At 59.6% G+C, this 26,592-nt stretch carries 20 protein-coding genes; 7 read left to right on the top strand and 13 right to left on the bottom strand.

Features of this window, described 5'->3' with window-relative positions; translation table 11 throughout:
* Position 1: 1 nt before the first annotated feature.
* The 6 genes from CFBP5499_RS13515 (at position 2) to trxA (ending at position 12,035) form a co-directional block, all read left to right on the top strand.
* Complete coding sequence (locus CFBP5499_RS13515; protein ID WP_080826973.1) at positions 2-2,647, top strand: sensor histidine kinase; 2,646 nt, start codon at positions 2-4, stop codon at positions 2,645-2,647.
* Positions 2,644-4,155 (top strand): tRNA (adenosine(37)-N6)-threonylcarbamoyltransferase complex ATPase subunit type 1 TsaE, encoded by a 1,512-nt coding sequence (gene tsaE, locus CFBP5499_RS13510; RefSeq protein WP_080826974.1) that lies wholly within the window; start codon positions 2,644-2,646, stop codon positions 4,153-4,155. The genes CFBP5499_RS13515 and tsaE overlap by 4 nt, the downstream gene beginning before the upstream one ends.
* Positions 4,156-4,170: 15 nt before the next feature.
* Positions 4,171-4,908, top strand: a complete 738-nt coding sequence (locus CFBP5499_RS13505; protein ID WP_080826975.1) for a nucleotidyltransferase family protein — start codon at positions 4,171-4,173, stop codon at positions 4,906-4,908.
* The gene (addB, locus tag CFBP5499_RS13500) at positions 4,905-8,090 is read left to right on the top strand and encodes a double-strand break repair protein AddB (protein WP_080826976.1); all 3,186 of its coding nucleotides are present in this window, start codon (positions 4,905-4,907) and stop codon (positions 8,088-8,090) included. The genes CFBP5499_RS13505 and addB overlap by 4 nt, the downstream gene beginning before the upstream one ends.
* Positions 8,080-11,637, top strand: coding sequence for a double-strand break repair helicase AddA (gene addA, locus CFBP5499_RS13495; protein WP_080826977.1), 3,558 nt, complete (start codon positions 8,080-8,082; stop codon positions 11,635-11,637). Before addB ends, addA begins: the two co-directional genes overlap by 11 nt.
* Before the next feature lie 77 nt (positions 11,638-11,714).
* Entirely contained in the window at positions 11,715-12,035 is a 321-nt protein-coding gene (gene trxA, locus CFBP5499_RS13490; protein WP_080826978.1) for a thioredoxin, read from the top strand.
* Positions 12,036-12,084: 49 nt separating this feature from the next.
* On the opposite strand, the gene CFBP5499_RS13485 is transcribed toward trxA, so the two are convergent.
* The 8 genes from CFBP5499_RS13485 to CFBP5499_RS13450 form a co-directional block, all read right to left on the bottom strand.
* Positions 12,085-13,464: a bifunctional folylpolyglutamate synthase/dihydrofolate synthase gene (locus CFBP5499_RS13485; RefSeq protein ID WP_175416727.1), complete on the bottom strand. Its 1,380-nt coding sequence runs from the start codon at positions 13,462-13,464 to the stop codon at positions 12,085-12,087.
* Positions 13,465-13,551: 87 nt separating this feature from the next.
* Complete coding sequence (gene accD, locus CFBP5499_RS13480) at positions 13,552-14,448, bottom strand: acetyl-CoA carboxylase, carboxyltransferase subunit beta (RefSeq protein ID WP_080826980.1); 897 nt, start codon at positions 14,446-14,448, stop codon at positions 13,552-13,554.
* Between the two features lie 27 nt (positions 14,449-14,475).
* Positions 14,476-15,315 (bottom strand): tryptophan synthase subunit alpha, encoded by an 840-nt coding sequence (trpA, locus tag CFBP5499_RS13475; RefSeq protein WP_080827538.1) that lies wholly within the window; start codon positions 15,313-15,315, stop codon positions 14,476-14,478.
* A 4-nt stretch (positions 15,316-15,319) separates the two neighbouring features.
* Entirely contained in the window at positions 15,320-16,540 is a 1,221-nt protein-coding gene (gene trpB, locus CFBP5499_RS13470) for a tryptophan synthase subunit beta (protein ID WP_080826981.1), read from the bottom strand.
* 1 nt (position 16,541) lies between these two features.
* A complete protein-coding gene (locus CFBP5499_RS13465) occupies positions 16,542-17,204 on the bottom strand; it encodes a phosphoribosylanthranilate isomerase (RefSeq protein WP_080826982.1) in 663 nt (220 codons plus the stop codon).
* 102 nt (positions 17,205-17,306) lie between these two features.
* Positions 17,307-18,074 carry a M48 family metallopeptidase gene (locus tag CFBP5499_RS13460; RefSeq protein ID WP_080826983.1) on the bottom strand — a complete coding sequence of 256 codons (768 nt, stop codon included), beginning with the start codon at positions 18,072-18,074 and terminating at the stop codon, positions 17,307-17,309.
* Between the two features lie 69 nt (positions 18,075-18,143).
* Entirely contained in the window at positions 18,144-19,376 is a 1,233-nt protein-coding gene (locus CFBP5499_RS13455; protein WP_233284194.1) for a polyhydroxyalkanoate depolymerase, read from the bottom strand.
* A gap of 126 nt (positions 19,377-19,502) precedes the next feature.
* Positions 19,503-20,345 carry a fumarylacetoacetate hydrolase family protein gene (locus CFBP5499_RS13450; RefSeq protein WP_010970602.1) on the bottom strand — a complete coding sequence of 281 codons (843 nt, stop codon included), beginning with the start codon at positions 20,343-20,345 and terminating at the stop codon, positions 19,503-19,505.
* A 128-nt stretch (positions 20,346-20,473) separates the two neighbouring features.
* On the opposite strand from CFBP5499_RS13450, the gene CFBP5499_RS13445 reads away from it, so the two are divergent.
* Complete coding sequence (locus CFBP5499_RS13445; RefSeq protein ID WP_080826985.1) at positions 20,474-21,076, top strand: nitroreductase family protein; 603 nt, start codon at positions 20,474-20,476, stop codon at positions 21,074-21,076.
* A gap of 105 nt (positions 21,077-21,181) precedes the next feature.
* On the opposite strand, the gene gyrB is transcribed toward CFBP5499_RS13445, so the two are convergent.
* From gyrB to CFBP5499_RS13420, 5 genes are all read right to left on the bottom strand, one after another.
* Entirely contained in the window at positions 21,182-23,617 is a 2,436-nt protein-coding gene (gyrB, locus tag CFBP5499_RS13440) for a DNA topoisomerase (ATP-hydrolyzing) subunit B (protein ID WP_080826986.1), read from the bottom strand.
* 158 nt (positions 23,618-23,775) lie between these two features.
* Complete coding sequence (locus CFBP5499_RS13435) at positions 23,776-24,141, bottom strand: helix-turn-helix domain-containing protein (protein ID WP_080826987.1); 366 nt, start codon at positions 24,139-24,141, stop codon at positions 23,776-23,778.
* Positions 24,138-24,707 carry a Smr/MutS family protein gene (locus CFBP5499_RS13430; RefSeq protein WP_080826988.1) on the bottom strand — a complete coding sequence of 190 codons (570 nt, stop codon included), beginning with the start codon at positions 24,705-24,707 and terminating at the stop codon, positions 24,138-24,140. Before CFBP5499_RS13430 ends, CFBP5499_RS13435 begins: the two co-directional genes overlap by 4 nt.
* Positions 24,704-25,816 carry a murein transglycosylase A gene (gene mltA, locus CFBP5499_RS13425; protein WP_080826989.1) on the bottom strand — a complete coding sequence of 371 codons (1,113 nt, stop codon included), beginning with the start codon at positions 25,814-25,816 and terminating at the stop codon, positions 24,704-24,706. The genes CFBP5499_RS13430 and mltA overlap by 4 nt, the downstream gene beginning before the upstream one ends.
* Complete coding sequence (locus CFBP5499_RS13420) at positions 25,813-26,511, bottom strand: Tim44/TimA family putative adaptor protein (protein ID WP_130932494.1); 699 nt, start codon at positions 26,509-26,511, stop codon at positions 25,813-25,815. Before CFBP5499_RS13420 ends, mltA begins: the two co-directional genes overlap by 4 nt.
* Positions 26,512-26,592 lie beyond the last annotated feature (81 nt).

Below are 26,592 nucleotides of genomic sequence, written 5' to 3'. Positions count from 1 at the left end.
GATGACGGTTCACAATTCGGATCTGCGCGAGCAGACAGTTCAACGCGTTGAAAACACGCATGCGGGCGTGGCATTGAGCGCGCAGGCGGTGGCGCGTTTCTGCGCATTTCCGGAGGGAAAACCGGCGTCCACTTTTCCTGGAAATGCTTTAGCACGTTGCTGGCTGGCAATCCGTGCGATCCGGACCGGCTTTTCGTGGGTGCACATCCTGCTTTCGGGTACGGTTCTCACCGGCTCGACGACCGTTGCGATGGCCCAGGACGGCCTTGTGGCAAAGACCAGCGCGCGGCTGTTCTCGTCTGGAGAAACCATCACCTATTCGCTTTTCGTCGGCATGCTTTCGGCAACGCTGTTTTCCGTCGTCTGGCTGGTGCGCCAGCGCGGCAATATCGAGGCAGAAAGCAGCGAATACCGTCAGGCGCTTGCGCAATCCCACCACAAGATCGCGAAATATGAGGCGCTGATTTCCGACAAGAGCCGCCGCATCGTCATCTGGGACGGTGCAGACAAGCGTCCTGAATTTTTGGGACAGCTGCCGGCCGAGACCGGTGTGCCACCGGCGGATCAGGATTTTCTGGCCTTCGGCCGCTGGCTGAAACCGGCATCCGCGAGCCAGCTTGAAAAATCCATCGAAAAACTGCGCAGCCACGCGCAGAGCTTCGATCTGACCATCGAGACGCAGCGCGGCGAAGTCATTGAAGTTCAAGGACGCGTTTCCGGCGGCAATGCCTTTGCGCGCTTCATCGCGCTCAACAATCTGCGTGCCGAACTCGCCGAATTGCAGGTGGAGCGTGAGCGTCTGCTTGCCTCCGTATCGACATTTCAGGAACTTCTCGATTCCATCGAACAGCCCGTGTGGCGACGCAATGGCGAAGGTGAACTCACCTGGGTCAACCACGCCTATGCCCATGCGGTGGATGCGCGCGATGCCGAGCAGGCCATTCAGGAGAAGCGCGAACTTCTGAACACCGTCACGCGACAGAAGATACGTGCGGCCGCAACACCGGAATCGCCCTATCATGATCGCATTTCGACAGTGGTTTCCGGTAACCGCAGCTTCTTCGACGTGGTCGATATCAAGACGGCGGGCGGGTCCGCCGGGATCGCCATCGATGCCACCGAAGCTGAAACGATCAGCGAGGAACTCAAGCGAGTTCTGAAAAGCCACGCCGAAACGCTCGATCATCTGGCAACACCCGTTGCCATTTTCGACGGCCGGCAGCGGTTGCAATTCTACAATCAGGCTTTTGCCAGCCTGTGGGGTTTCGATCTGGTTTTCCTCGAATCCGGTCCTGATAATTCCGAGCTTCTGGACAGGCTGCGCAGCGCCGGCAAGTTGCCCGAGCAGCTGAACTGGAAGAACTGGAAGGAGACGGCGCTTTCCGTCTACCGTTCACTCGATACCAAGACCGATCTCTGGCACCTGCCCAATGGCCAGACCCTGCGGGTCATCGCCACGGCCCATCCGCAGGGTGGCGCGACCTGGGTTTTCGAGAACCTGACCGAGCAGGTCGATCTGCAGATGCGCTACAACACCTTGGTAAAGGTGCAGGGCGAAACCATCGACCATCTGGCCGAAGGTGTCGCCGTGTTCGGCGCAGACGGGCGCATTCGCCTGTCCAACCCGGCATTCCGCGCGCTCTGGGGTGTGACCGCCGAACAGGCGGAAACGGGCACGCATATTCGCGCCATCGAAACCGCCTGTGCTCAATCCTATGACGGGCCGGACGGCTGGCGCGCCTTCAGCCAATTCATCACCAGCTTCGACGACGAACGGCCGTCGCGGCAGGGCACGCTGGAACTGCTTTCCGGTCTGGTGCTTGATTATGCGATCATTCCGCTACCGGATGCGCAGACCATGCTGACCTTTGTCAACATGACGGACAGCGTGCGCGCCGAGCGGGCGCTCAAGGAAAAGAACGACGCGCTTCTGAAGGCCGATGAGCTGAAGAACGATTTCGTGCAGCATGTTTCCTACGAGCTACGCTCGCCGCTGACCAATATCATCGGCTTTACCGATCTGCTGAAGACGCCCGGCATCGGCCAATTGACGGAACGGCAGGCGGAATATCTCGACCATATTTCCACCTCGTCCTCGGTTCTCCTGACCATCGTCAACGATATTCTCGATCTCGCGACCGTCGATGCCGGCATCATGCAGCTCAATTATTCGGATAATGATCTGAACGAGTTGCTTGATGACGTTTCGGTGCAGATCGCCGACCGGCTGCAGGAAAGCGGCATTTCGCTCGAGATCGTCGCGCCTGCCCATCTCGGCAGTCTGGTGGCTGACCACCAGCGGCTGAAGCAGATTCTCATCAAACTCCTGACCAATGCGATCAACTTCGCACCCGAAGGCTCCTCGGTGCAGCTCTCCTGCCAGCGCAGCGAGGGTGACTTCGTATTCTCCGTTGCGGACAAGGGTCCGGGCATTCCCGAAGACATGCTGAAGAGCGTGTTCGACCGCTTTGCGACGCGTGGCAATGGCGGGCGGCGGACCGGTGCGGGGCTTGGCCTTTCCATTGTCGAAAGCTTCGTCAGTCTGCATCATGGCACCGTCAGCATCGACAGCCGGCCCGGCAACGGCACCATCGTCACCTGCCGCATTCCCTCCGGCACACGGCCACATTCCATCGCCGCAGAATGAGCGAAGACATCTTGCCCATCACCATTCCGCTGGCGGGAGAAAAGGACACCATAAGGCTCGGTGAAGACCTTGCTCTGGCCCTGAAGCCCGGCGATTGCCTGGCGCTGATCGGCGATCTCGGCGCCGGCAAATCGACACTCGCCCGCGCTTTCATCCGGGCGATGGCGGATGAGCCAGATCTTGAGGTCCCGAGCCCCACCTTCACCATCATCCAGACCTACGCAACCCGCATTCCGGTCGCCCATCTCGATCTCTACCGGCTTTCGGATGTTTCCGAGCTGGATGAACTCGGCATCGACGAAATGCTGGAGGACGGTATCTGCCTGATCGAGTGGCCGGATATCGCCGCCGAGGCTCTGCCGCCTGAGCAGACGATCACCCTGCGGCTGACGCATTCGGGGGAAGGTCGCGTGGCCGTGATAGAGGCTCCAGCACAACAGAAAGCACGACTCGACCGTGTTTTCGCCATTCGTGAATTCCTGGCGAACAATGGCAGAGGCGACGCAACCCGCCGTTTCCTGAGCGGCGATGCTTCAACGCGCGCCTATGAGACGATTTCCACCCATGGCCCCGACCTTATTTTGATGGACTGGCGGCGCCCCATGAGGGGAGCAATCGTTGCGGATGGCAAGACTTACGCGGAAATCGTCCATCTTGCCCAGGATGCGCGCTCCTTCGTGGCGATCGGTGATTTTTTGCGAAACAGCGACTTCTGTGCGCCGGAGATTTTGGCCGCAGATATTGATCAGGGCATTCTCCTGTTGGAGGACCTCGGACGCGAGGGTGTACTTGCTGCCGACGACACCCCGATAGAAGAACGTTATCTTCAAAGTGTCACCTGTCTCGCCGCACTTCACCAGACGCCCCGCCCGGCATTGCTGCCGATGCGCGATGGCAGCACTTACGACATTCCTCCCTTCGACCGGCAGGCGATGAAGATCGAAGTCTCGCTGCTGGTGGAATGGTATCTGCCCCATAAACGCGGTGGAGCACTTACCGATGGCGAGAAACAGGATTATTACGCCATCTGGGACGGCTTGATCGATGCGCTCGCCGGCTGCGAAACGGGGCTATTGCTGCGCGATTTCCATTCGCCGAACATTCTCTGGCAGGCGCAGAACAGCGGCATCGGCCAAGTCGGCCTGATCGATTTTCAGGATGCGATGATAGGCCCGACCGCCTATGATCTCGCTTCCATCGTGCAGGATGCGCGGGTTACCATCTCTCCCGACTTGCAGACACGCCTGCTCTCGCATTATCTCGATAGCAGAAAAGCAACGCCTGCCTTCGATGAGGCCACATTCCTCAAGGCTTTCGCCATCATGTCGGCGCAGCGCAACTGCAAGCTTGCTGGCATCTGGGTAAGGCTGTTGGAACGGGACAAGAAACCCGGTTATATGAAACATATGCCGAGGACGTTCCGTTATCTCGCTGACGCGCTTTCGCATCCCGAACTCGCACCACTCAGAGAATGGTGTGTCCGCATGGGCATGGAATTTAACGACTAAACACGGTTGACCACGATGACGATCAAAAACGCGATGGTGCTGGCCGCCGGGCTTGGCACGCGGATGCGCCCGATCACCGATACGATCCCGAAGCCGCTGGTAAAGATCGCCGGTAAGCCGATGATCGATTACGCGCTCGACGCGCTTGTCGAGGCTGGGGCCGAGAAGATCGTCGTCAATGTGCATCACCATGCCGAACAGATGATAGCCCACCTTGGACATCGCACCGATGCCGAGATTCTGATCTCGGATGAACGCCCGCAGCTGATGAATTCTGGCGGTGGGCTTGCAAAGGGCCTGAAGCTTCTGGAACCCGGCCCGGTCTTCGTCATGAACGCCGATCTGTTCTGGATCGGCGAGCGATTGAACGCCGTCAGCAATCTTCGCAAGCTTGCACAGTTCTTTGACCCGGCGCGCATGGATATGGCGCTGCTCTGCGTCGATATGGATCGCACTACCGGCCACAATGGCAAGAGGGATTTCAACCTTGCCGACGACGGAAAGCTGACGCGCTATCGCGACGGTGACGCCAACCCGGTGGTTTATGCTGGCGCCATCGCCATGGATTCGCGGCTGCTTGACGATGCCCCGGCGGATGCATTCAACCTCAATATCTATTTCGACCGCGCCATTGAAAAAGACCGGCTTTTCGGGCTGTCGCTGGATGGCCACTGGATCACCGTGGGAACACCTGACGCGATTGACGATGCGGAAAGCATCATCCGGCAATTCAGGGAAAAACGTTTCGCATGACGCTCACCCACCACGCAAAGCGCGTCCTGACGATCGCTGCGGGAACGCCGTTCCTCAAAACGCTCGCGGAAACGCTGTGTGACGGGCGGCTGACAGCCGGCTATAGATATGATCCGGCCGATCCTCTTTCGCTTGCGAGCGTGACGATTTATGTGCCGACGCGGCGCTCCGCGCGCGTGCTGCGCTCCGAATTCGTCGATCTTCTGGGCGGCCGATCCGCCATTCTGCCGCTGATCCGGCCTCTCGGCGAAACGGATGACGATAGCGGTTTCTTCGATATCGAAAACCCTGAAATCATGGATCTGGCGCCACCGATTTCCGGCACCGGCCGGCTGATCGAACTGGCGCGCCTCATCCTTGCCTGGCGCAACAGCCTGCCCGACGCCATCCGGGCGATCCATTCGGATTCGCCGCTTGTCGCCCCCGCCAGTCCCGCCGACGCCATCTGGCTCGCGCGTGCACTTGGCGAAGTGATCGACGCGATGGATACCGAAGAAAAAGACTGGGAAGCGCTTCAGCATCTCGATACCGGTGAACATGCCCAATGGTGGCAGCTGACCGCGGATTTCCTGAAGATTGCCAGCGTCTTCTGGCCAGCGCGGCTTGCAGAGCTCAACCGTTCCTCCGCGGGCCGGCATCGCAACGCCATCCTGCGGGCAGAGGCAGACCGGCTAGCCAATTTGCCAGATACGGGGCCGATCATCGTGGCAGGTTCCACGGGCTCCATTCCGGCCGCCGCCGATCTCATCGCCGCCGTTGCCGCCCTGCCGCAAGGTACTGTCGTACTTCCGGGGCTCGATCTTGCCATGCCTGAAGAGCATTGGCAGGCGATTGCAGAAGATCCCACCGATCCTTCGAGCCGCACCCATTCGCAATATGGGCTTTTTATGCTGCTGCAGAAGCTCGGCATGTTCCGGGACGATGTGGTTCAGATCGGCGCTCTTGATGGTGATCTGGAAAAACGCGCGGCCGTATTTTCGGCCGCACTCGCACCTGCCAAGTCCACAAGCGACTGGAACCGCTGGCGCGAAGACAGGGATTCCGGCTTTTTCGATGGGGCTTTCGCAGCGGCCACGCTGATCGAGGCCGCCAATGAGCGTGAAGAGGCGACCGCCATCGCGGTGGCGCTCCGGCTGGCGCTGGAGGCTCCGGGTCCTGGGCGGCCGTCCCAGGCGGCGCTGATAACACCCGACCGCGGACTGGCGCGGCGGGTGGCGACGGAGTTGCAACGTTTTGGCATCGAAGCGGACGATTCCGCCGGCACGCCGCTTTCCGCCACGCCGCAGGCAGGGCTGACGCAACTGGCGCTGGAAGCCATTCTCAGACCCGGAGACCCGGTGCCGATCATTTCGCTTCTGAAGCATCCCCTCGCCCGCTTCGGGCTTTCCGGCGATGCTTTTACCAAGGCCTCGAAAGCGCTGGAGCTGATCGCGCTGCGCGGCGGCCGCGTCGAAACCGAAATAGGCAATCTCGAAGCGGTTCTGGAGACGCAGCTTCTGGCCCAGCGTGATGACCGGCACCCGCCCGCCTGGCGGGTGGCGCTGCCGGAGGGAAGCGTAGATGCGGCCCGCGATCTGGCGCGGCGGATCGCCATTGCCACGGAGCCGCTCGGCTCCGCCTTCATCCGTCGCGACCGTTCCGGCCGCGCCTTCACCGATAAATTGCCGCTTTCCGATTGGGCGGGGCGGACAGGTCGAGTGATCGAGGCCATCTGTGCCGACGACAGCAATGATCTGGCCGCATTGTGGTCCGGCGAGGCGGGAGACAAACTCTCAAGCCTCTTTGCGGAACTGTTGGAGAGCGGCGAGATCCTCGATGCGGACGGGCCGCAATGGATCGATATTTTTGCAGCGCTGGTGGCAGGCGAATCGATCAAGCCGCGTTCCATGCGCCATCCGCGCATTTTCATCTTCGGCGCGCTGGAGGCACGGCTGCAAAGCGTCGACACCGTCGTCATCGGTGGTCTCAATGAAGGGCTCTGGCCGGGCCAGACGGCGAACAATCCGTTCCTGTCCCGCAGCATGAAGACCGCCATCGGGCTGGAGCCGCCGGAACGGCGCATCGGCCAGCTCGCGCATGACTTCGAGATGGCGAACGGCACCCGGCAGATCTTTTACACCCGGGCGCTGAGGCAGGGCTCCACCCCCGCCGTCGCCTCCCGCTGGCTGCAAAGGCTCCTGGCTCTGGGTGGCGAGAATTTTGCCGAACAACTGAGGAAGCGCGGCGAGACCTATCGCCATTGGGCAGGTCTGATGGATGAGAGCATCGATCAGGAGACGGCAAAGCGCCCTGCCCCCAAACCGCCCGCTGATCTGCAGCCGAAGAGCTACTCCTTCAGCGAAGTGGGGCGGCTGCGGCGGGATCCCTATGCGATCTATGCGCGGCGCATCCTGAAGCTCGATCCGCTCGACCCGTTCAACCGCGACCCGAACGCTGCCGATCGCGGCACGCTTTATCACGAGATTATTGAGCGCTATTCCCGTGAGGGGCATATTCCCGGCACACCGGCCTCGCTTGAGGCGATGCAACGCATTCTCGACGATTGTTTCGACGCGGAAAACCTGCCTGTGCATGTGGACGTCATCTGGCGTCCGCGTTTTGCGGCCGTGGCCCGCGCCTTTATCGATTGGGAGAAAGAACGGCACCCGTCCATCCGCCGCAGTTTTTTCGAAGCACGGGCGGGCCAAGAAATCGCCGAGGCGGGCATCAGGCTGACGGGCGTCGCCGACCGTATCGACATCAAGACCGGCGGCCAGGCGGATATTATCGACTACAAGACCGGTCTTGCGCCATCAGTCAATCAGGCGCGGGCGCTGCTCGACCCGCAGCTGGCGCTGGAGGCGGCAGCACTGATGCGCGGCGCCTTCCGCGAAACGGGTTCGCCTACGCCTGACAATCTCATCTATGTGCGCCTGCGGCCGGGCGAGCGTTTTTTTGCCGATCAGGTGAATAACGAACATTCCAGCCGAAGCAGCAAAAGATCACCTAAATCGGCTATTGAGCTAGCGACAGAATCGATCGACCAGCTCGCCAAATTCGTGCGTTCGCTTCGCGAAGGCGAAAACGGTTTCGCTTCACGGCTGGTGCCTGAAGAGCAGCAATCCTATGGCGGGGAATATGACCACCTCGCCCGGGTTTCGGAATGGTCGACCGCGGAACCGGGAGACGGCGATGACGATTGATCCCTTCGACGCCGGCCCCGCCGCCGATACACCTGAAAGCTGGATCGACTGGACCAGCGCCCGGCAGCGGCTTGCCTCCGATCCTGCAAGTTCCGCCTGGGTGTCGGCCAATGCAGGCTCCGGCAAGACGCATGTTTTGACCCAGCGCGTCATTCGTCTGCTTCTGGCCGGATGCCGCCCCTCGGCGATCCTCTGCCTCACCTATACCAAGGCCGCGGCGTCTGAAATGTCGAGCCGCGTGTTCGACCGGCTGGCGGAATGGGCTACTTTGCCGGATTCCGACCTCAAGGATCGCATCACCACCATCGAAGGCAAGGTGCCGGATCGTATCAAGCTCGCCGAAGCGCGGCGGTTATTCGCCAAGGCACTGGAGACCCCGGGCGGGTTAAAAATCCAGACCATCCACGCTTTTTGCGAAGCACTGCTGCACCAGTTCCCGCTGGAGGCCAATGTCGCCGGCCATTTCTCGGTTCTCGACGATCGCGCCGCCACCACGCTTCTGGCAGAAGCACGCCGCTCGCTTCTGACGGCGGTTTCGACCGAGGGCGACACGGAATTGGCGCAGGCGCTCGCCTATGTGCTTGATCTCGCCGATGAAAGCGGGCTGGAAGCGCTGCTTTCCGCCATCATCGCCAATCGCAGCGCGCTTCGTGCGTTTCTGCACGAGACAAAACAGTCAGGCGGCCTCGATGCCCGTTTGCGGCACGAAATGCAGATTGCTGCTGGGGAGACCGAGGAAACCGCGGCTGAGGCCTTCTGGCCCCTGCCCGGCCTTTCCGGGCTGGCTCTCGACACCTACCTTACGCTTGCCGATGAGGTGGGGGGATCGCGTGTCATCGAGGTCGCTTATGCGCTCCGGGAAGCAAAACGGCAGACGGACCCGGTGCGGCGGATGGAATTCATCGAGGCCGCGCTGCTGACCGCCAAGGGTGAGAAAAAATCGGATGCCTATGTCATCAACAAGGGCATGCAGAAATCCGCTCCCGATCTCGTTGACGCACTGACACTGGCACGCGACCATGTCGTTGCCTGCCGCAATCGTTTTCGTCTGGTGCGGATGCTGGCGGCAACAAAAAGCGCCCTTGTGCTGGCCGAGCGGTTGATCGGCGATTTCGAAGACCTGAAAAAGCAACGTAGCCAGCTTGATTTCGAGGACCTGATCGAGCGCGCCGCCAATCTGCTCAACCGCGATACGGCATGTGCTTGGGTGCACTACAAGCTGGATCAGGGCATCGACCATATTCTCGTTGACGAGGCGCAGGATACCAGCCCGGTGCAATGGTCGATCATCCAGTCGCTGGCAGCGGATTTCTTCACCGGTGAAAGCGCCCGTATGGGGCGGCGGACGCTGTTTGCCGTGGGTGACGAAAAACAGTCGATCTATTCCTTCCAGGGCGCGCGGCCGGAACGGTTCTCGCAGGAACGTGACGAGACAAAAAGGCGTGTCGATCAGGTGGAGCAGGCCTTCCACCGCATCCGCCTGCCACTCTCATTCCGCTCCACCGAAGATGTGCTGGCTGCCGTCGACCAGGTCTTTTCAGACCCGAAAAATGCGAGCGGCCTCAGCGCCGATAATGAGCCCGTCGAACACCGCTCCAACCGCGCCGGCCATCCCGGCACCGTGGAAGTGTGGGATATGGTGGCACCGGAAACCACCGAAGATGAAGAGGACTGGACGGCGCCCTTCGATGCGCTGCGGGAAAGCGCGCCTGCTACCATCGTCGCGCGCCGCATCGCCGCGCGCATTGCCGACATGATCGGACATGAAACCATCATCGAAAAGGGCGTGGAACGCGCTGTCGAGGCCGGCGATATTCTCGTGCTTGTCAGAAAACGCGCTGCCTTCGTCAACGCGCTGACCCGCGAGTTGAAGCGGCGCAAGAACATTCCCGTTGCCGGTGCCGACCGCCTCCGCCTGACCGATCACATCGCCGTACAGGACCTTCTCGCGCTCGGCCGGTTCGTGGTGCTGCCGGAGGATGATCTTTCGCTGGCGGCGCTACTGAAAAGCCCGCTTTTCAACCTGACGGAAGACGATGTCTTTGAGATAGCCGCGACGCGATCCGAGACGGAGAGCGTGTGGCAGAGGCTACACGTTCTTTCGGGCGAAGAAACCAACCGTCTAACCATCGTCACAGACAAGCTTCGGCATTTCATTTCACTGTCGAAAACGGCCACGGTGCATGATTTCTTCGCGGCGGTTCTGACCCTGCATGACGGGCGCAAGAAATTCCTCGGTCGGCTTGGCAACGAGGCGAGCGACGTTCTCGACGAGTTCCTGTCCTTTGCGCTGGATCACGAAAGAACCGGCCTGCCCGGCCTGCAGGCCTTTCTCTCGGTTCTGGAGACCGATTCACCTGAAGTGAAGCGTGAGCAGGACAAGGATCGCGGCGAAGTGCGCATCATGACCGTGCATGCCTCCAAGGGTCTGGAAGCGCCGGTGGTTTTTGTCGTCGATGGAGGCTCGAAGGCCTTCAATCATAGCCATGTCCCGAAACTGCGCTTCGTGGAAGCGAATGGCAATGCCTTTCCGGTCTGGCTGCCCGGCAGCGGTTTTTCCAATCATCTCATCCGCACCGATGAGGAACGCCTGAAGACGGCGGCGGAAGATGAATATCGCCGGCTGCTTTATGTGGCGATGACGCGTGCCGCCGATCATCTGGTTGTCTGTGGTTATCGCGGCCAGAAGGAAAACCCCGAATGCTGGCACGCTATCGTCAAGGCGGCGCTTGCGGATAATCAGGATCATTGCCAGCCGCAGCTGTTCACTGCCGATGGCGAGGAATGGCAGGGTCTTGTCTGGCGCAAGTCCGAAGCGCGCGCGACGCCCGCCCCGCAAAAGCCGGTGGAAACGCAGCAGGAAGAAGACCACGCGCTTCCGGCCGGCCTTCTTGCACCCCTGCCTGCCCTGCCCTCCTTGCCGCGGCCGCTCAGCCCATCGGGCGCCGGGACCATCATTGATGACGGTGCGGACGATCTGGCCGTGCGTTCACCGCTGTTCGGAGAAAAGACCGAGGTTTCCAGCCTCGCCCTGCAACGGGGCAAGCTGGTGCATCGCATGCTGCAGGCCCTGCCAGATTTTGCGGAAAGCGAGCGGGAAGAGGCGGCCCGGCGTTATGCCGAGCGCGCGGCGCGTTTCTGGCCCTCTGCCGAACGGGAACATTTGATCCAGGCGGTTTTGCGCGTCCTCTCCGAACCGGCGGTGCAGCCGGCCTTTTCCGCCAACAGCCGTGCGGAAGTGTCGATCATGGGCACGATGACCCTCGGCCGGCAGCACTATGCCGTTTCCGGCCGCATCGACCGGCTGGCGGTGGAGGGTGATCGGGTCATTCTGGTCGATTACAAGACAAACCGCGTGCCACCGCGCGAAGCCCGGGAGCTTCCCTTCTCACAGGTCGCGCAGCTTGCCATTTATCGCGAAATTCTGGCGCCGCTTTATCCCGGCAAGGAATTTGTCTGTGCGCTGATCTATACGGAAAATGCCGCTTTTGTGCGGGTGGGCGACGATGCCATGGTGGAGGCCCTTGCCGCAATAAAGACAAAGTGAGATACCGGGGCATTGAAATTTCGACGCGCCCGCATCACATCGATAGCGGAAAAGATTAGCTGAAAGGAGAGCCAGATATGGCTACCGTAAAAGTCGATGCCGCCAACTTCCAGTCCGAAGTCCTTGAATCCTCCGAACCCGTCGTGGTGGATTTCTGGGCTGAGTGGTGCGGTCCGTGCAAGATGATCGCGCCGAGCCTTGAGGAAATTTCCTCCGAGCTCGCCGGCAAGGTCAAGGTCGCGAAGCTCAACATCGACGAAAATCCGGAACTGGCCGCCCAGTTTGGCGTTCGCTCTATCCCGACGCTCGCCATTTTCAAGGGCGGCGAAGTGGCTGATATCAAGGTAGGCGCTGCACCCAAGACTGCGCTTTCCGCCTGGATTTCCAGCGCCGCTTGAGCATTTATCCGATGGAATGAAAAAAGCCCGGCATTATCGCCGGGCTTTTTTATTGGGGAACCGTGCCGTTGAAGGCAAGGGCGTTTCCGGCAAGATAAAGCGATCCGCCGATCAGGATGCGCGGTGGCGGTCCTTCGGGATCCACACGGCGCGACAGCTCCTCCAGAGCATGGGTCAGCGACGATGTGGGTGCCGCCACCAGACCGGCGTCAAAAGCGGCATGGGCAAGCACGACGGGGTCGATTGCCGCATCTGTGCCGCCGATCGGCACGGTGAAGACATATTCGGCAATATCGGCGAAAGCCTTGAAATAACCCACCGGATCCTTGGTGTTGATCATGCCCGCGATGATGAAGAGCGGGCGCGGCGTCTTTTCCTCAAAACCTGCCATGGCCTCGGCTATCACTTCGCCCGCGCCGGGGTTGTGACCACCATCGATCCATATTTCCGCGCCCTTCGGGGCGATCTCAGCGATTTTGCCGGTCAGGATGCGCTGAAGACGGCCGGGCCATTCCACTGAGGTCATGGCCTTTTCGATCATCCGTTCCGTCACCTCGAAACCGGCTGCTTTCACGGCGCGGATCGCTGCGGCGGCATTGGCAAGCTGATGACGGCCGGGAAGGCGCGGCAAAGGCGCATCCGTCAGGCCGAATTCGTCCTGATAAACCATGCGGCCGAATTCTTCGTGGGCGGAAAAATCCTGTCCGTAGACGGAAACTGGGCAACCAATACGTTCGGCCGTGGCAACAAGCGTGTCCAGCGCCGCATCATATTCCTGATGGCCGATGACAACGGGCGAGCCCTTTTTCATGATGCCAGCCTTTTCGGCGGCAATCAGCTCCACTCGGTCGCCAAGATAGGCTTCATGGTCGAGCGAAATCGGCATGATGATGGAAACGGCAGGGTTATTGATCACATTGGTCGCATCAAAGCGACCGCCCAGTCCAACCTCGACAATCGCAGCATCAGCGGGATGCTCCGAAAAAAGCAGGAACATGACAGCCGTCAAAATTTCAAAAACGGTGATCTTCTGCCCACCGTTCGCAACTTCGATGCGACGCAGAGCGTCCGCGAAGACAGCGTCTTCAACAAAGCGGCCCCTCTCGCCGGCAACGCCGAGACGATAGCGCTCATGCCAGTTGACGAGATGCGGCTTGGTATGGACATGAACAGGAAGTCCGGCCGCTTCCAGCAAAGCCCGGCAAAAGGCGCTGACAGAACCTTTGCCGTTGGTGCCGGCTACATGGATCACCGGCGGCATTCTGTTTTGCGGATTGCCGAGTTTTTCGAGAAGACGGGAAATTCTGTCGAGTGAAAGATCAAACCCCTTGGGGTGAAGCTGCATGAGCTCTTCAATGATCTTTTCGGCCTCACCAATCGCGGGCTTCGTCATGTCTTCCGTTCGCCTTTCAGGCGTTTTGCTTGCCATTTGTCCGCCGCCCCAAAAATGAAATCAGGCAACGTTATAGCATCATCCCGAAGGCAGTTTATGCCTCCGGGCGACATATTTTTTTCCTCAGGCCGAAGCGGCCAGCGGAACGACGGCGTTTGCGTTATCAGCAGGCGCTTTGGTCATGATCTTCAACATGCTGGCCAGCGTGTCCGGGATTTCGCGACGATCGATGACCATATCCACCATGCCGTGTTCCAGCAGGTATTCCGAGGTCTGGAAACCTTCCGGCAGCTTTTCGCGAATGGTCTGCTCGATGACGCGCTTGCCGGCAAAGCAGATTTCTGCGCCTGGCTCGGCAATATGCACGTCGCCCAGCATGGCATAGGAAGCCGTGACACCGCCCGTCGTCGGGTTGGTCAGAACCACGATATAGGGCATGCCGGCTTCTTTCAGCATGTTCACCGCAACCGTGGTGCGCGGCAGCTGCATCAGCGAAAGAATGCCTTCCTGCATGCGGGCGCCGCCCGATGCCGGGAACATGACGAGCGGGCAACGCTCGGAAATGGCGCGCTCGAAGGCCTTAACGATGGCCTCGCCGGCAGCAATGCCCAGCGAACCACCCATGAACTGGAATTCATGCACGACGGCGACGATCTTCAGGCCTTTCAGAAGACCAACGCCGGCAAGGATCGTATCTTCCTGCTCAGTCTTTGCGCGGCTGTCGCGCAGGCGATCGGTGTATTTCTTGGAATCGCGGAATTTCAGCGGGTCCTGCGCCACTTTCGGCTGGGCCAAGGCCTCATAGACGCCGCCATCGAAAAGATCGGCAAGGCGCGCCTTGGCCGGCATCTTCATGTGGTAACCGGAAGCCGGGATGACCCACTTGTTGTCTTCCAGATCCTTGTGGAAGACCATCTCGCCCGTTTCCGGGCACTTGATCCACAGGTTCTCCGGAACCTCCGGGCGGCGGCCGAGCATGGAATTGATCCGCGGCCGAACGTAATTGGTGATCCAGTTCAACTGTCTACTCCTGACTGGGCCGCGCGCTTATTCCGCAGCGGCGAGGCGCGATGCACGCACGCCCGTTGAAAGTCCTTTTACCAGCGTCGTAACGGCCGGCACAGTGTCGGCGGTCGCCTGCCCGTCCTTGGTCAGGCTGCCCGCAATCTGGTTGACGATGGCGGAACCCACCACCACGCCATCCGCCACGGCGCCGATTGCCTTGGCATGATCGGCCGTCTTGACGCCAAAACCGACACAGACCGGCAGTTCCGTATGCGCCTTGATACGACCGACAGCGCCCGAGATCAACGAGGGATCGGGAAGTGCTGAACCGGTGATACCGTTCATCGAGACGTAATACACGAAACCTGAGGTATTTTTAAGGACGGCAGGCAGGCGCTTGCCATCCGTGGTCGGTGTGGCGAGACGGATGAAATTGACGCCGCGCGCGAGTGCGGGAATGCAGAGTTCATCGTCCATTTCCGGCGGCAGGTCGACCACGATCAAGCCATCGATGCCACAGGCAAGCGCGTCGTCCAGGAACTTTTCGACGCCATAGATATAGATCGGGTTATAATAGCCCATCAGCACGATCGGCGTTGCATTATCTTGCCTGCGGAACTCGCGTGCGAGATCGAGTGTTGTCTTCAGCGTCTGTCCGCCCTTCAGCGCGCGCTGGCCGGCCAGCTGAATAGCCGGGCCATCCGCCATCGGGTCGGAAAACGGCATGCCGAGTTCGATAACATCGGCGCCGGCTTCCGGCAGGGCCTTCATGATGCCGAGCGAGGTCTCGAAATCCGGATCGCCGCCCATGAAATAGGTGATCAGGGCAGGGCGATTTTCAGCGCGCAGATCGGCAAAGCGCTTGTCCATACGTGCAGTCATGATCTTATACATCCATTCCAAGGAACTTGCTGACGGTGTGGACATCCTTGTCGCCGCGACCAGAAAGGTTCATCAGGATGATTTCATCCTTGCCCATTTTTGGCGCGCGCTTGATGACCTCGGCCAAGGCGTGGCTCGGCTCCAGTGCCGGAATGATGCCTTCGAGGCGGGTCAGCATCTGGAAGGCGTCCAGCGCCTCGTGATCCATGATCGGCACATATTCGACGCGGCCGATATCGTTCAGCCAGGAGTGTTCAGGCCCGATACCGGGATAGTCGAGACCAGCGGAAATCGAATGGCCTTCCTTGATCTGGCCGTCCTCATCCTGCAGCAGATAGGTGCGGTTGCCATGCAGCACGCCCGGCGAACCGGCGGTGATCGAGGCGCAATGCTCGTCGCCCGAAAGGCCCTTGCCGCCGGCTTCGACGCCGACGATGCGAACATTCTTGTCATCGAGGAACGGATGAAAGATGCCGATGGCGTTGGAGCCACCGCCGACGGCGGCAACGACCAGATCCGGCAGGCGGCCTTCCGCCTCCAGCATCTGTGCCTTGGCTTCCTCGCCGATGACGGCCTGGAAATCGCGGACCATTTCCGGATAGGGATGCGGGCCGGCTGCGGTGCCGATCAGGTAATAGGTATCCTCGACATTGGTGACCCAGTCACGCAACGCCTCGTTCATAGCGTCCTTGAGCGTACCATGGCCCGCCGTGACCGGCTTTACCTCGGCGCCGAGAAGCTTCATGCGGAATACGTTCGGGGCTTGGCGGGCAACATCAGTCGCACCCATGTAAACGACGCAAGGCAGGCCGAAGCGTGCGGCAACCGTTGCCGAGGCAACGCCATGCTGGCCGGCACCGGTTTCGGCAATGATGCGGGTCTTGCCCATGCGCTTCGCAAGCAGAATCTGGCCGAGGCAATTGTTGATTTTGTGCGAACCGGTATGGTTCAGCTCTTCGCGCTTGAAATAAATCTTCGCGCCGCCGAGTTCCGCCGTCAGGCGCTCCGCGAAATAAAGCGGGCTCGGACGGCCGGTGTAATGCGTGCCGAGATATTTCAGTTCGGCCTGAAACTCGGGATCGCTCTTGGCCTTGTCCCATTCCGCCTGCAAATCCAGGATAAGCGGCATCAGCGTTTCGGCAACAAAGCGTCCTCCGTAAATGCCGAAGCGGCCGTCCTCATCGGGACCAGCACGAAAAGAATTGGGTGTTGGCGCGTCGTTCACTTCAAGCTCCCTTTGGGCCTTTCGACCAATCATTCACCACATCGAAAAAAGCGTCGATCTTCGACAAATCCTTGACGCCCGGCGCACTTTCCACACCGGACGACAAATCTAGTCCGCTCGTCCTGGTCTCCGCCAGAGCCTCAACGACATTGTCCTTGTTCAGCCCCCCGGAAAGCATGTAATCCACACTTTCGTCAAGTGAGCGCAGGATCGTCCAGTCGAACGAGACGCCGTTGCCACCGGGCAGGTCGGAACCGGCAGGCGCCTTGGCATCCAGCAGGAAACGGTCGGCTATACCGATATAAGGCTCGATTTTGGCAAGATCAGCGTCATCGCGAATGGAAATCGCCTTCATGACAGGCAGACCGTAAAGCGCCTTGATGTTCAGCAGTCGCTCCGGGCTTTCGCTGCCATGCAGTTGCAGGATATCCGGCGTTACGAGATCGACGATTTCATCGAGATAATCATTATCGGCATCGACGGTGACGGCAACGACCTTGGCGGCGCCACGGGCGGCTTCGGCCAGCCGGCCGGCAAGATCCGGCTCGATGTAACGCGGGCTTTTTTCAAAGAAAATAAAACCGACATGGGACGCACCGCGCCGGACGGCGCGCTCCAGCGTTTCCGGTGTCTTCAATCCGCAAATCTTGATATCCGGTTTCATACCCGCGACCTGACATGAAATGCGACAAGAGTCGAGCCAAATCGCATCCCTTTTTGATGGAATGTTTCACGTGAATCCAGATGGCGATGCACGTCTCCGGTTTCAATCGAAATCGATGGCGTGAAGTTTGGAGCCATGGCGTTTCAGCCATTCCTTGGCCTCATTGGTGTGCGGACAGAGCTTTTCGCATAGCGCCCAGAATTTCGGGCCATGGTTCATTTCGCTCAGATGCGCGACCTCATGGGCGGCGAGATAGTCGATGACCCTTTCCGGGGCCATGACGATACGCCAGGAAAAACTCAAGTTTCCATCATGGGAACAGGAGCCCCAACGGCTGCGTGTATCCTTCATGCTGATGGACCGCACCGGCCGGCCGGCAGCGCCGGCGTGAATGGCAACCAGCCGCTCCAGATCGGCCTTTGCTTCCTTTTTCAGGAAGGTCGCGATCCGCCGTCTCAGATGCTCAGGCGCGCCGCTGACTTTCAGAACAGCCACACCATCAGCGTCTTTCGCGATGTGGGTCAGGCCTCTCAGGCCGCCGGTGTGTTCGATGCGATGGGAAATGCCTCTGATATCGATGGTCGCACCGGGACGCAAACCGTCATCTGGGCTGAACTTCAGAAGCTTGCCTTCCAGCCAGCCCTGGTGCCTTTCGAGAAAATCATCCACCTGGCGGTGATGCAGGCCCATCGGGATCGTCAGCTTCAGCGCCCGGCCGCCCGGCTCGATGCGCAGCGTAATACGTGTGGCCCGTGGGTTTTCCTTCACGGTAATCGGTACCTGCCGGCCCGCAACCGAGACGGTGCGCTGGCTCGGCGCGACCTTTTTGGGCGCCGGCGACTTCAGGGATTTTCTGAGGAGCGAAAACATGAAGCCTTCATAACCGATTCGTCCATCCCTTGGCCATGCAAATACGCGGCGTCACCTGCCGTTTCACCGTTAGGCCGGCTGGTGTTTGCGGATGAAATCCAGCATGCGCGGCACGATTTCCTTGCGGAAACGCGAACCGTTGAAGACGCCATAGTGCCCCACATCCGGCTGCATGTAGTGAGCGCGTTTGTCTTCAGGGATATTCCGGCAGAGATCATGAGCCGCCTTCGTCTGGCCTACGCCGGAAATATCGTCATTCTCCCCTTCGACGGTGAACAATGCGACATTGCGGATAGCGGCCGGATCGACCGCCCTGCCCCGGTGCAGCATGTTCCCCTTCGGAAGCGCATGGTCGATGAAGACGGTTTCCACCGTCTGGAGATAGAATTCCGCCGTCAGATCCATCACAGCCAGATATTCATCGTAAAACTCGCGATGTTTTTCAGCGGAATCGCCGTCATTCTTGACAAGGTTCAGGTAAAAATCCTTGTGCGCCGTCATGTGCTTGTCGAGGTTCATGGACATGAAACCCGACAGCTGCAGGAAACCCGGATAGACATTACGGCCGAAAGCCGGCTGCGGCCACGGCACCTGCATGACGACATTGTCGCGGAACCATTCGATTGGCTTGGCCTTGGCAAGACCGTTGACGGCCGTGGGGTTGATGCGCGTATCGATCGGCCCGCCCATCAGCGTCATGGAAGCGGGTGCAAACGTGTCTCCATCCGCCTCCATCAGGGAAACGGCAGCCAGAACAGGCACGGATGGCTGGCAGACGGCAACCACATGGGCTCGGGGGCCGATATGCCGCAACATCTGGATGACATAGTCTATATAATCGTCGAGATCGAAGGTTCCCTCCGTCGCCGGCACCATACGGGCATCGGCCCAATCGGTGATATAGATATCGGCCGAGGGCAACAGTGCCTCCACGGTCCCGCGCAGCAGGGTTGCGTAGTGGCCGGACATCGGTGCCACCAGCAGCACCTTCGGGTCGGACTGGCGGGGTGGATCGAGTTCTTTTTTGAAATGAAGCAGATTGCAGAACGGGCGCGACCAGACGGTCTCCTCCGTGACGGCAACGGTCTGGCCATCAACGACCGTGGAGCCGAGGCCGAATTCCGGCTTGATGTAACGGCGCGTCAGACGTTCGAAAACCTCGAAACCGGCATCGAGGCTTCTGCCGAAAGCGGTGCTGGATAACGGATTGAGAGGATTGTTGCAGGCTTGGCGCATCATATCGGCACCGGCACGCAGCGGCGCCATGGCCGCATGGTTCATTTCATAGAGGTGGTAGAACACTGATGACGCCTCCCTCGCGATCACGCTCTTTTTTTCAACCATAGCAGCTTTTCGCAGGTGCACAAAATTTAAGGCGCCAGCGGTCTCCCGCCGGCGCCTCACTTTTCGTTGAATGCCTGCCGGCGATCAGATGTCGGCGACGAAAGTCTGCTTCTGGGAACCGAGGCCCTCGATGCCGAGTTCCACGACGTCGCCAGTCTTCAGGTAACGCGGCGGCTTCTGACCCATGCCCACGCCGGGAGGGGTGCCAGTGGAAATGACATCGCCGGGGTGCAGCGACATGAACTGGCTGAGATAGGAAACAACATGGGCGACGCCGTAGACCATGGTCTTGCTGGAACCGTCCTGCATGGTCTGGCCATTGACCTTCAGCCACATGCCGAGGTTCTGCGGATCGGTGATTTCGTCCTTGGTCACCAGCCAGGGGCCGATGGGGCCGAAAGTGTCGCAGGATTTGCCCTTGGTCCACTGACCGGCACGCTCCGTCTGGAAGGCGCGCTCGGAAACATCGTGCGAAACGCAATAACCGGCGACATAATCGAGAGCATCCGCTTCGGAGACATATTTGGCGGTCTTGCCGATGACGACACCAAGCTCGACTTCCCAATCGGTCTTTTCCGAACCGCGCGGAATGGTGACGTTATCGTTCGGACCGACGATGGCCGAGGTCGCCTTCATGAAAATGACCGGTTCCGGCGGTACGGTGGCACCCGTTTCGGCAGCATGGTCGGAGAAGTTGAGGCCGATGCAGATGAATTTTCCGGTACCCGCAACGCAGGCGCCGATGCGTTCTTCGCTCAACACCGGCAGGGTGGCGAGGTCGATCGCGGCGATCTTCTTGAGGCCCTCGGGAGAAATGGCGTCGCCGCCGATATCTTTCACATGGGCGGACAGATCGCGGACTTTTCCTTCCGCGTCGAGGATTGCTGGTTTTTCCTGGCCGGGCTGGCCAACACGCATCAATTTCATGGAACTCTCTCCCGGTTGTCAGACAAGGTGATGCATATATGAACGATGCATTCATACTTGTCACCCCTTGACTGCGCCAAGTTTCGAAAAATACCTTTTCCTTCCCGGCAACCAAAAGGACATGGCCCGTGACGAACAGCAATAACAGGCAATCCGAATATCCCGTCGATCCCCTCTTTCTCGACCGCTGGTCTCCGCGCGCCTTTGATGGCAGCCCCATGCCGACCCAGCATCTGATGACCATTCTGGATGCGGCGCATTGGGCACCCTCGGCGTCCAATTATCAGCCATGGCGATTTGTCTATGCGCATAAGGACAGCGAAGACTGGCCGCTTTTTGTGGAGCTTCTCATGGAAGGAAACCAGCGCTGGGCAAAAAATGCCTCCGTGCTGCTCTTCGTCGTTTCACGAAGCTACAATATCTCGCGCGAAGGCGAGAAAAAGCCGTCCGCGACCCATTCCTTAGATGCGGGCGCAGCCTGGTTCTCGCTCGCCATGCAGGCGCATCTGCTCGGTTATCACGCCCACGGCATGGGCGGCATCCTCAAGGACCGAATTGTCGAAGCGCTTGATATTCCTGATGGATACAAGGTGGAGGCCGGTATCGCTATCGGCACGCTGACCGACAAGTCGGTTCTTCCCGACGATCTGGCGGAGCGGGAAGTCCCGAGCAAGCGGTTGCCCCTTTCCGAGGTAGTTTTCGAAGGACGCTTTACCGGCAAGGCCGACTGATATCGGTCCATCCGCTTAAAACGAAAGGCCCGGCGGGATATTGACCGCCGGGCCTTTTGTTAAATTTTCGTTTCACGTGAATCGTTACGTGAAGCACCCCACAGATTAAATGTCGAGGTTAGCGACGCTCAGCGCATTCTCCTGGATGAAGTCGCGGCGCGGCTCAACTTCATCGCCCATCAGCCGGGCGAACAGGCCATCGGCATCGGTCGCGTCGTTCACCCTCACCTGCAGCAGGGAGCGGACATTGGCGTCGAGCGTGGTTTCCCACAGCTGTTCCGCATTCATCTCGCCAAGGCCCTTATAACGCTGCATGGAAAGACCCTTGCGGCCGGCGGCGAAAATCGCATCCAGAAGCGCCCGCGGTCCGGCCAACTCCATGCTGCCATCCTTGCGCTGAAGAACCGGCGGCGTCGCATAGATGTCGCGGGTACGGGCTACGAGTTGATCGATATGGCGGGCATCGGCTGAACCGAGCAAGCCCATATCCAGCGTCGAGACTTCCTTGACGCCGCGCACCATACGCTCGAAGCGCAGGCCGCCATCTTCCAGAACTGTGCCCGACCAGCCGCGTTCGGTTTCTTCCGCAATCATGTCCAGACGCCGGGCCACTTCGGCAACGGTTTCCGCAGCGCGGGCAGCATCGGCCGACAGTTCCGGGTTCAGCGCGCCGGCAATGGCCGCCTGTTCCACGATCGAGCGGCTGTAGCGCGAATGCAGGCCATCGATCAGCGAGCGCATGCGCACCGCATCGAGAATGACTTCGCGCAGATCGGCGCCGACGCGGACTTCACCGGTGCCGAGCGTCAGCGACGCTTCCTCGATACCCATGGAGATCAGGTATTCTTCCAGCGCCTTTTCGTCCTTCAGGTACTGCACGGATTTACCGCGCGTCACCTTATAAAGCGGCGGCTGGGCAATATAGAGATGGCCGCGTTCGATCAGTTCCGGCATCTGGCGGAAGAAGAAGGTCAACAGCAGGGTACGAATGTGAGCGCCATCGACGTCAGCATCCGTCATGATGATGATCTTATGGTAACGCAGTTTGTCGGCGTTGAATTCGTCCTTGCCGATCGACGTGCCGAGCGCGGTAATCAGCGTACCGATTTCCTGGCTGGACAACATCTTGTCGAAACGGGCGCGTTCCACGTTCAGAATCTTGCCGCGCAGCGGCAGGATCGCCTGGGTTTCGCGCGAACGGCCCTGCTTGGCGGAACCACCGGCTGAGTCGCCCTCGACGAGAAAGAGTTCGGATTTGGCCGGATCGCGCTCGGAGCAGTCGGCAAGCTTGCCGGGCAGAGAAGCGATATCGAGCGCGCCCTTACGACGCGTCAGTTCGCGCGCCTTACGGGCGGCTTCGCGGGCGACGGCCGCTTCCACAACCTTGCCGATGAGGATCTTCGCTTCGGAAGGGTGCTCTTCCAGCCAGGTGGAGAGCGCTTCGTTGACGAGGCTTTCCACGACCGGACGAACTTCGGATGAAACGAGCTTGTCCTTCGTCTGGGAGGAAAACTTGGGGTCGGGAACCTTGACCGAAAGAATGGCCGTCAGGCCTTCACGGCAGTCCTCACCCTGCAGGCTCACCTTTTCTCTTTTCATGATGCCGGATGTATCGGCATAGGAGGTGACCTGACGGGTAAGCGCCGCGCGGAAACCGGCCATATGGGTGCCGCCATCGCGCTGGGGAATGTTGTTGGTAAAGCAGAGCACATTCTCGTGGTAGCTGTCATTCCACCAAAGCGCGACTTCGACGGTGATACCGTCCTTCTCGCTGTGAATGGCGATGGGTTTGTCCACCAGCGGCTTCTTGGCGCGGTCCAGATAACGGACAAAGGCCTCAAGGCCGCCGTCATACAGCAATTCCTGCTGCTTGACGTCCGAGTGACGCTTGTCGGTGAGCAGGATACGCACGCCGGAATTCAGGAACGCGAGCTCGCGCAGGCGATGCTCCAGCGTTCCGTAATCATATTCCGTCATGGTGAAGGTTTGCGGGCTGGCCAGGAAGGTGACTTCCGTACCGGAGCGGCCTTCATATTCGCCGATGACCGACAGCGGCGCATCTGCGACGCCATGGGTGAAGCCGATTTCGTGCAGCTTTCCATTGCGGCGGATTCTGAGCTTCAGCCAGACGGAAAGCGCGTTCACCACCGAGACGCCGACGCCGTGCAGACCGCCGGAAACCTTATAGGAGTTCTGGTCGAATTTGCCGCCAGCGTGAAGCTGGGTCATGATGACTTCGGCGGCGGAAACGCCTTCGGAAGAATGAATATCGGTCGGAATGCCGCGTCCGTTATCGGTCACCGTCACGGAGCCATCAGCGTTCAGCGTCACCGTCACCAGATCGGCATGGCCGGCGAGCGCCTCGTCGATGGCGTTGTCGACGACTTCGTAGACCATGTGATGCAGGCCGGAACCGTCATCGGTATCGCCGATATACATGCCGGGCCGTTTGCGCACGGCATCAAGGCCCTTGAGGACCTTGATCGAATCGGCTCCATATTCCGCGTTCGCGCCGACTTCGCTTGACGATGTTTCGGTCATAAGTACTCTTTCCAAAGTTTTCTCGGGCCAGGCGTTTCAGTGAGAAGGCCTGAAGCCAGCGAATCACTCAAATCCGACATGCGACTATAGAAATTCTACACCCAATCCCAAAGGCCGCATGCTTCAGGATGCTGAATAAAGCAGGGGATAGAGGGGTTTCAATCGCAAGAACGGCTTTTTTGCAGCACGGCTGACAGTTCCTCTACCACACTCGGCGGCAGCTTGCGAATATCCCGTGCGAGACGGTTGGCGAAAGCCGTATATTGCGGCGCCAGGCCCACCGTATCGATCACCACCTTCGGGTCTGACGAGCCGGCCAGAAAGAACAATTCCTCCGCCTCATCCCAGATGATGTTGAAATAACCGGCAATGCGTTGCAGCAGATCGAAGCTCGGCTTGCCGCGCTTGCCGTGCTCCAGCGCGGAAAGATAGGCCGGCGATACGCCGATTGCCGCGGCCATTTCCTTCTGCGTCACGCCCTTCCGTTCACGAAGCTGCCGCACGGCTTCCGCAAAGGGCGTCATGTTTTTTCACCGCGCCGCCGCGAAAGCCGCACATAAAGCGCGCCGTCGCCGCCATGATTGGCCGACGCATCCTCATAGGACGAGATCAGGTGGCGATATTCCGGTTTGGAGAACCACATCGGCACCGCCCTCTTCAAAGCACCATCGCTGCCGATGGAACGCCCCTTGCCGGTAATGACCAGCACGTGTCGAAGGCCTCGCTCATGCGCCCGCAGCAGGAAATCCAGAAGTACCGCATGGGCTTCGCTCTGGAACATGCCGTGCAGATCGATCCGCCCTTCCAGCGGCAGCCGGCCGCGGGTGAGCTTACGCTTGACCGGTTTTTCCATCGGCTGATGGATTTTCGGCTTTTTATCCGGTGTCGCAAGCGGGGCTTCCGCCGCCTCCACAAGCATGCGCGGAAATGCGCTTTTGCCGGTTTGCGGAACGCTGGGTTCCAGCGGATATTCTTCTATATCGTCGAAAGCCAGCAAGTCTTCCAGCCTGCCGGAAATAGGCCGCGTGGTTTTCGCGACCTTTCCCCACAGAACACGTTCTTCCTTGCCGAGCTTGCGACTGCCTTTCATCGCCGATACCTCTCCGCAGCAACCCGCGGCAGCAGTATATAAAAATCGGCCTCATTGCGCACCGTGCCGGCAAGCTCTCCCGCTTCGAAACCGGAGCCGGTGAAAATATCGCCGCGTGCCGGGCCGACGATGGCCGAGCCCGTATCCAGCGCCAGCATCAGCCGAGCGAAGGGCTTTCCATCGTCCAGATGGGTCAGCGTCGGCGCGTGGATAAAGAACGGCAAGCCGAAAGTGTGGATCAGTCTGTCGACCGCGAGCGCGCGGCCGGCAACCAGCGGCACCTTGGCGGCGGCGATCGGCCCCATATCCAGACCGGCGACATCCGCCTCCCGGAAAAAAATGTAGGAGCGGTTATGCCACAGTACCCCGTCTACCTCATCGGGATGGTCGGCGAGCCATTGGCGGATCGTCTGCATCGAGATTGTTTTCGGATCAAGCTCGCCGCAATCGAGAAGCAGCCGGCCAATCGGCGAAAAAGCATGCCCGGCTTTGGCCGCGTAGGTGATCCGCTTTATCGCGCCATCCGGAAACACCAGACGCGCCGCACCCTGCACATGGACGAAGAAAAGATCGACCTTCGATCTTGCCCAGGCGATTTCCAGACCCCTGCCCTGCAGATACCCTTCATCGATGGCGCGGCGATCGGGAAAATAGGAAATGCCGTGTTCATCCGTCTTGCCGAAAGCATAGGACGGATCGAAGCCATCCGGCCGGTTAGCATCGTCAATATCCACCAGCTCCGGCGGCCGGCGGTAAATCGGGTAACGCCAGACATCGTCGTGCGTGGCGGAGACTTTCAGTTCGGGCTCGTAAAAAGCGGTCACGAAACCGCTTTTTCCCTGAGCCGGAGAAATCCTGAAAGGCACACAATTGGTTTCGAAAAACCGGCGCGCCTGTTCGGGGCTGTTGAGCTGGGTTTTTTCGGCGAGTTCCAGAAGCGAAACCAGTTCCGCCGCCGTTATCCCGAGCGCGCCGGTCCTGTAGGGTTTCGCATTGCGAAGATGCGACAGGATCGTTGCCATCGCCGGAAAAAGCTTGCCGGGATCGTCTTGCCCCCATCCGGGCAGATCGTGAAAAGAGACCTCGTCGATCGAAAAGGGCGTATTCATTGCTCGGATTCGGTGGCGATCAGCTTCCAGTTCGGATCACGCGAGCGGATGTCGCGCGAGAAGGTCCAGATGTCATCCACCTCCGCAACCGCATCCGGATCACCATCCACCAGCTTGCCGTCCTTGTCATAGGTTGCCGAAATCAGCTGGCTGATAATCCGCAGCGTCACTTGCACTTCGGAATCGCGAGCGCTCGCCTGGGTGATGTCGGCTTTCTCGATGCCAACGAAGGTGGATTTCACCACCTCGCCACGGCTTTCCCGCTCGGAAATCGCCGCCTCGAAACCGTCGAACACTTCCTTCGACAGAAGGTTCTTGAGTGTCTTGCGGTCGCCATCGGCAAAACCCATGACGATCATTTCGTAAGCCATGCGGGCGCCGTTCAGGAATTCCTTGGGCCTGAAGGACGGGTCCTTGGTCATCACGTCGCGCAGCGATGCATTGAGTGGGGTATCAACAGGCGCAAGCGCATCCGCCTCGGCGAAGCGGTTCTCATCCTCCGCCTCGCTGCGTTTCGGCAAGGTCACGACCTTGTTATCGTCAGCGGCGGGGCCCTTTGCCACATCACGGGGGCTATAGGGGTCGAATGGCGGCTTTTCATTGCCTGTGCGACGGCCAAGGACACTGCGCAGCTGGAAGAAGATCAGCACCGCTGCAACGAGAAAAAACAATGTGATAAAGTCGCTAAAGCCCATCTTTTACCAAAACCGCCATTTAAAATCAAAAACCACACCATCATATAGTCTGCATCTTATCATCATTCAAATGTGCAGATT

The organism is Agrobacterium tumefaciens (assembly GCF_005221325.1).
Taxonomy (GTDB): domain Bacteria; phylum Pseudomonadota; class Alphaproteobacteria; order Rhizobiales; family Rhizobiaceae; genus Agrobacterium.
Note: the sequence above shows the minus strand (reverse complement) of the source record. Positions and strands in the feature narration are given on the sequence as shown.

What these genes read in the sequence shown, in the direction of transcription:
- CFBP5499_RS13435 (WP_080826987.1), bottom strand. Translation starts at nt 24,141, where the DNA reads ATGACGCCCTTTGCGGAAGCCGTGCGGCAGCTTCGTGAACGGAAGGGC.
- tsaE (WP_080826974.1), top strand. Translation starts at nt 2,644, where the DNA reads ATGAGCGAAGACATCTTGCCCATCACCATTCCGCTGGCGGGAGAAAAG.
- gyrB (WP_080826986.1), bottom strand. Translation starts at nt 23,617, where the DNA reads ATGACCGAAACATCGTCAAGCGAAGTCGGCGCGAACGCGGAATATGGA.
- addA (WP_080826977.1), top strand. Translation starts at nt 8,080, where the DNA reads ATGACGATTGATCCCTTCGACGCCGGCCCCGCCGCCGATACACCTGAA.
- trpA (WP_080827538.1), bottom strand. Translation starts at nt 15,315, where the DNA reads ATGACTGCACGTATGGACAAGCGCTTTGCCGATCTGCGCGCTGAAAAT.
- CFBP5499_RS13450 (WP_010970602.1), bottom strand. Translation starts at nt 20,345, where the DNA reads ATGAAATTGATGCGTGTTGGCCAGCCCGGCCAGGAAAAACCAGCAATC.
- CFBP5499_RS13485 (WP_175416727.1), bottom strand. Translation starts at nt 13,464, where the DNA reads ATGGCAAGCAAAACGCCTGAAAGGCGAACGGAAGACATGACGAAGCCC.
- CFBP5499_RS13505 (WP_080826975.1), top strand. Translation starts at nt 4,171, where the DNA reads ATGACGATCAAAAACGCGATGGTGCTGGCCGCCGGGCTTGGCACGCGG.
- trxA (WP_080826978.1), top strand. Translation starts at nt 11,715, where the DNA reads ATGGCTACCGTAAAAGTCGATGCCGCCAACTTCCAGTCCGAAGTCCTT.
- CFBP5499_RS13515 (WP_080826973.1), top strand. Translation starts at nt 2, where the DNA reads ATGACGGTTCACAATTCGGATCTGCGCGAGCAGACAGTTCAACGCGTT.
- CFBP5499_RS13465 (WP_080826982.1), bottom strand. Translation starts at nt 17,204, where the DNA reads ATGAAACCGGATATCAAGATTTGCGGATTGAAGACACCGGAAACGCTG.
- CFBP5499_RS13460 (WP_080826983.1), bottom strand. Translation starts at nt 18,074, where the DNA reads ATGTTTTCGCTCCTCAGAAAATCCCTGAAGTCGCCGGCGCCCAAAAAG.
- CFBP5499_RS13420 (WP_130932494.1), bottom strand. Translation starts at nt 26,511, where the DNA reads ATGGGCTTTAGCGACTTTATCACATTGTTTTTTCTCGTTGCAGCGGTG.
- CFBP5499_RS13430 (WP_080826988.1), bottom strand. Translation starts at nt 24,707, where the DNA reads ATGAAAGGCAGTCGCAAGCTCGGCAAGGAAGAACGTGTTCTGTGGGGA.
- addB (WP_080826976.1), top strand. Translation starts at nt 4,905, where the DNA reads ATGACGCTCACCCACCACGCAAAGCGCGTCCTGACGATCGCTGCGGGA.
- mltA (WP_080826989.1), bottom strand. Translation starts at nt 25,816, where the DNA reads ATGAATACGCCCTTTTCGATCGACGAGGTCTCTTTTCACGATCTGCCC.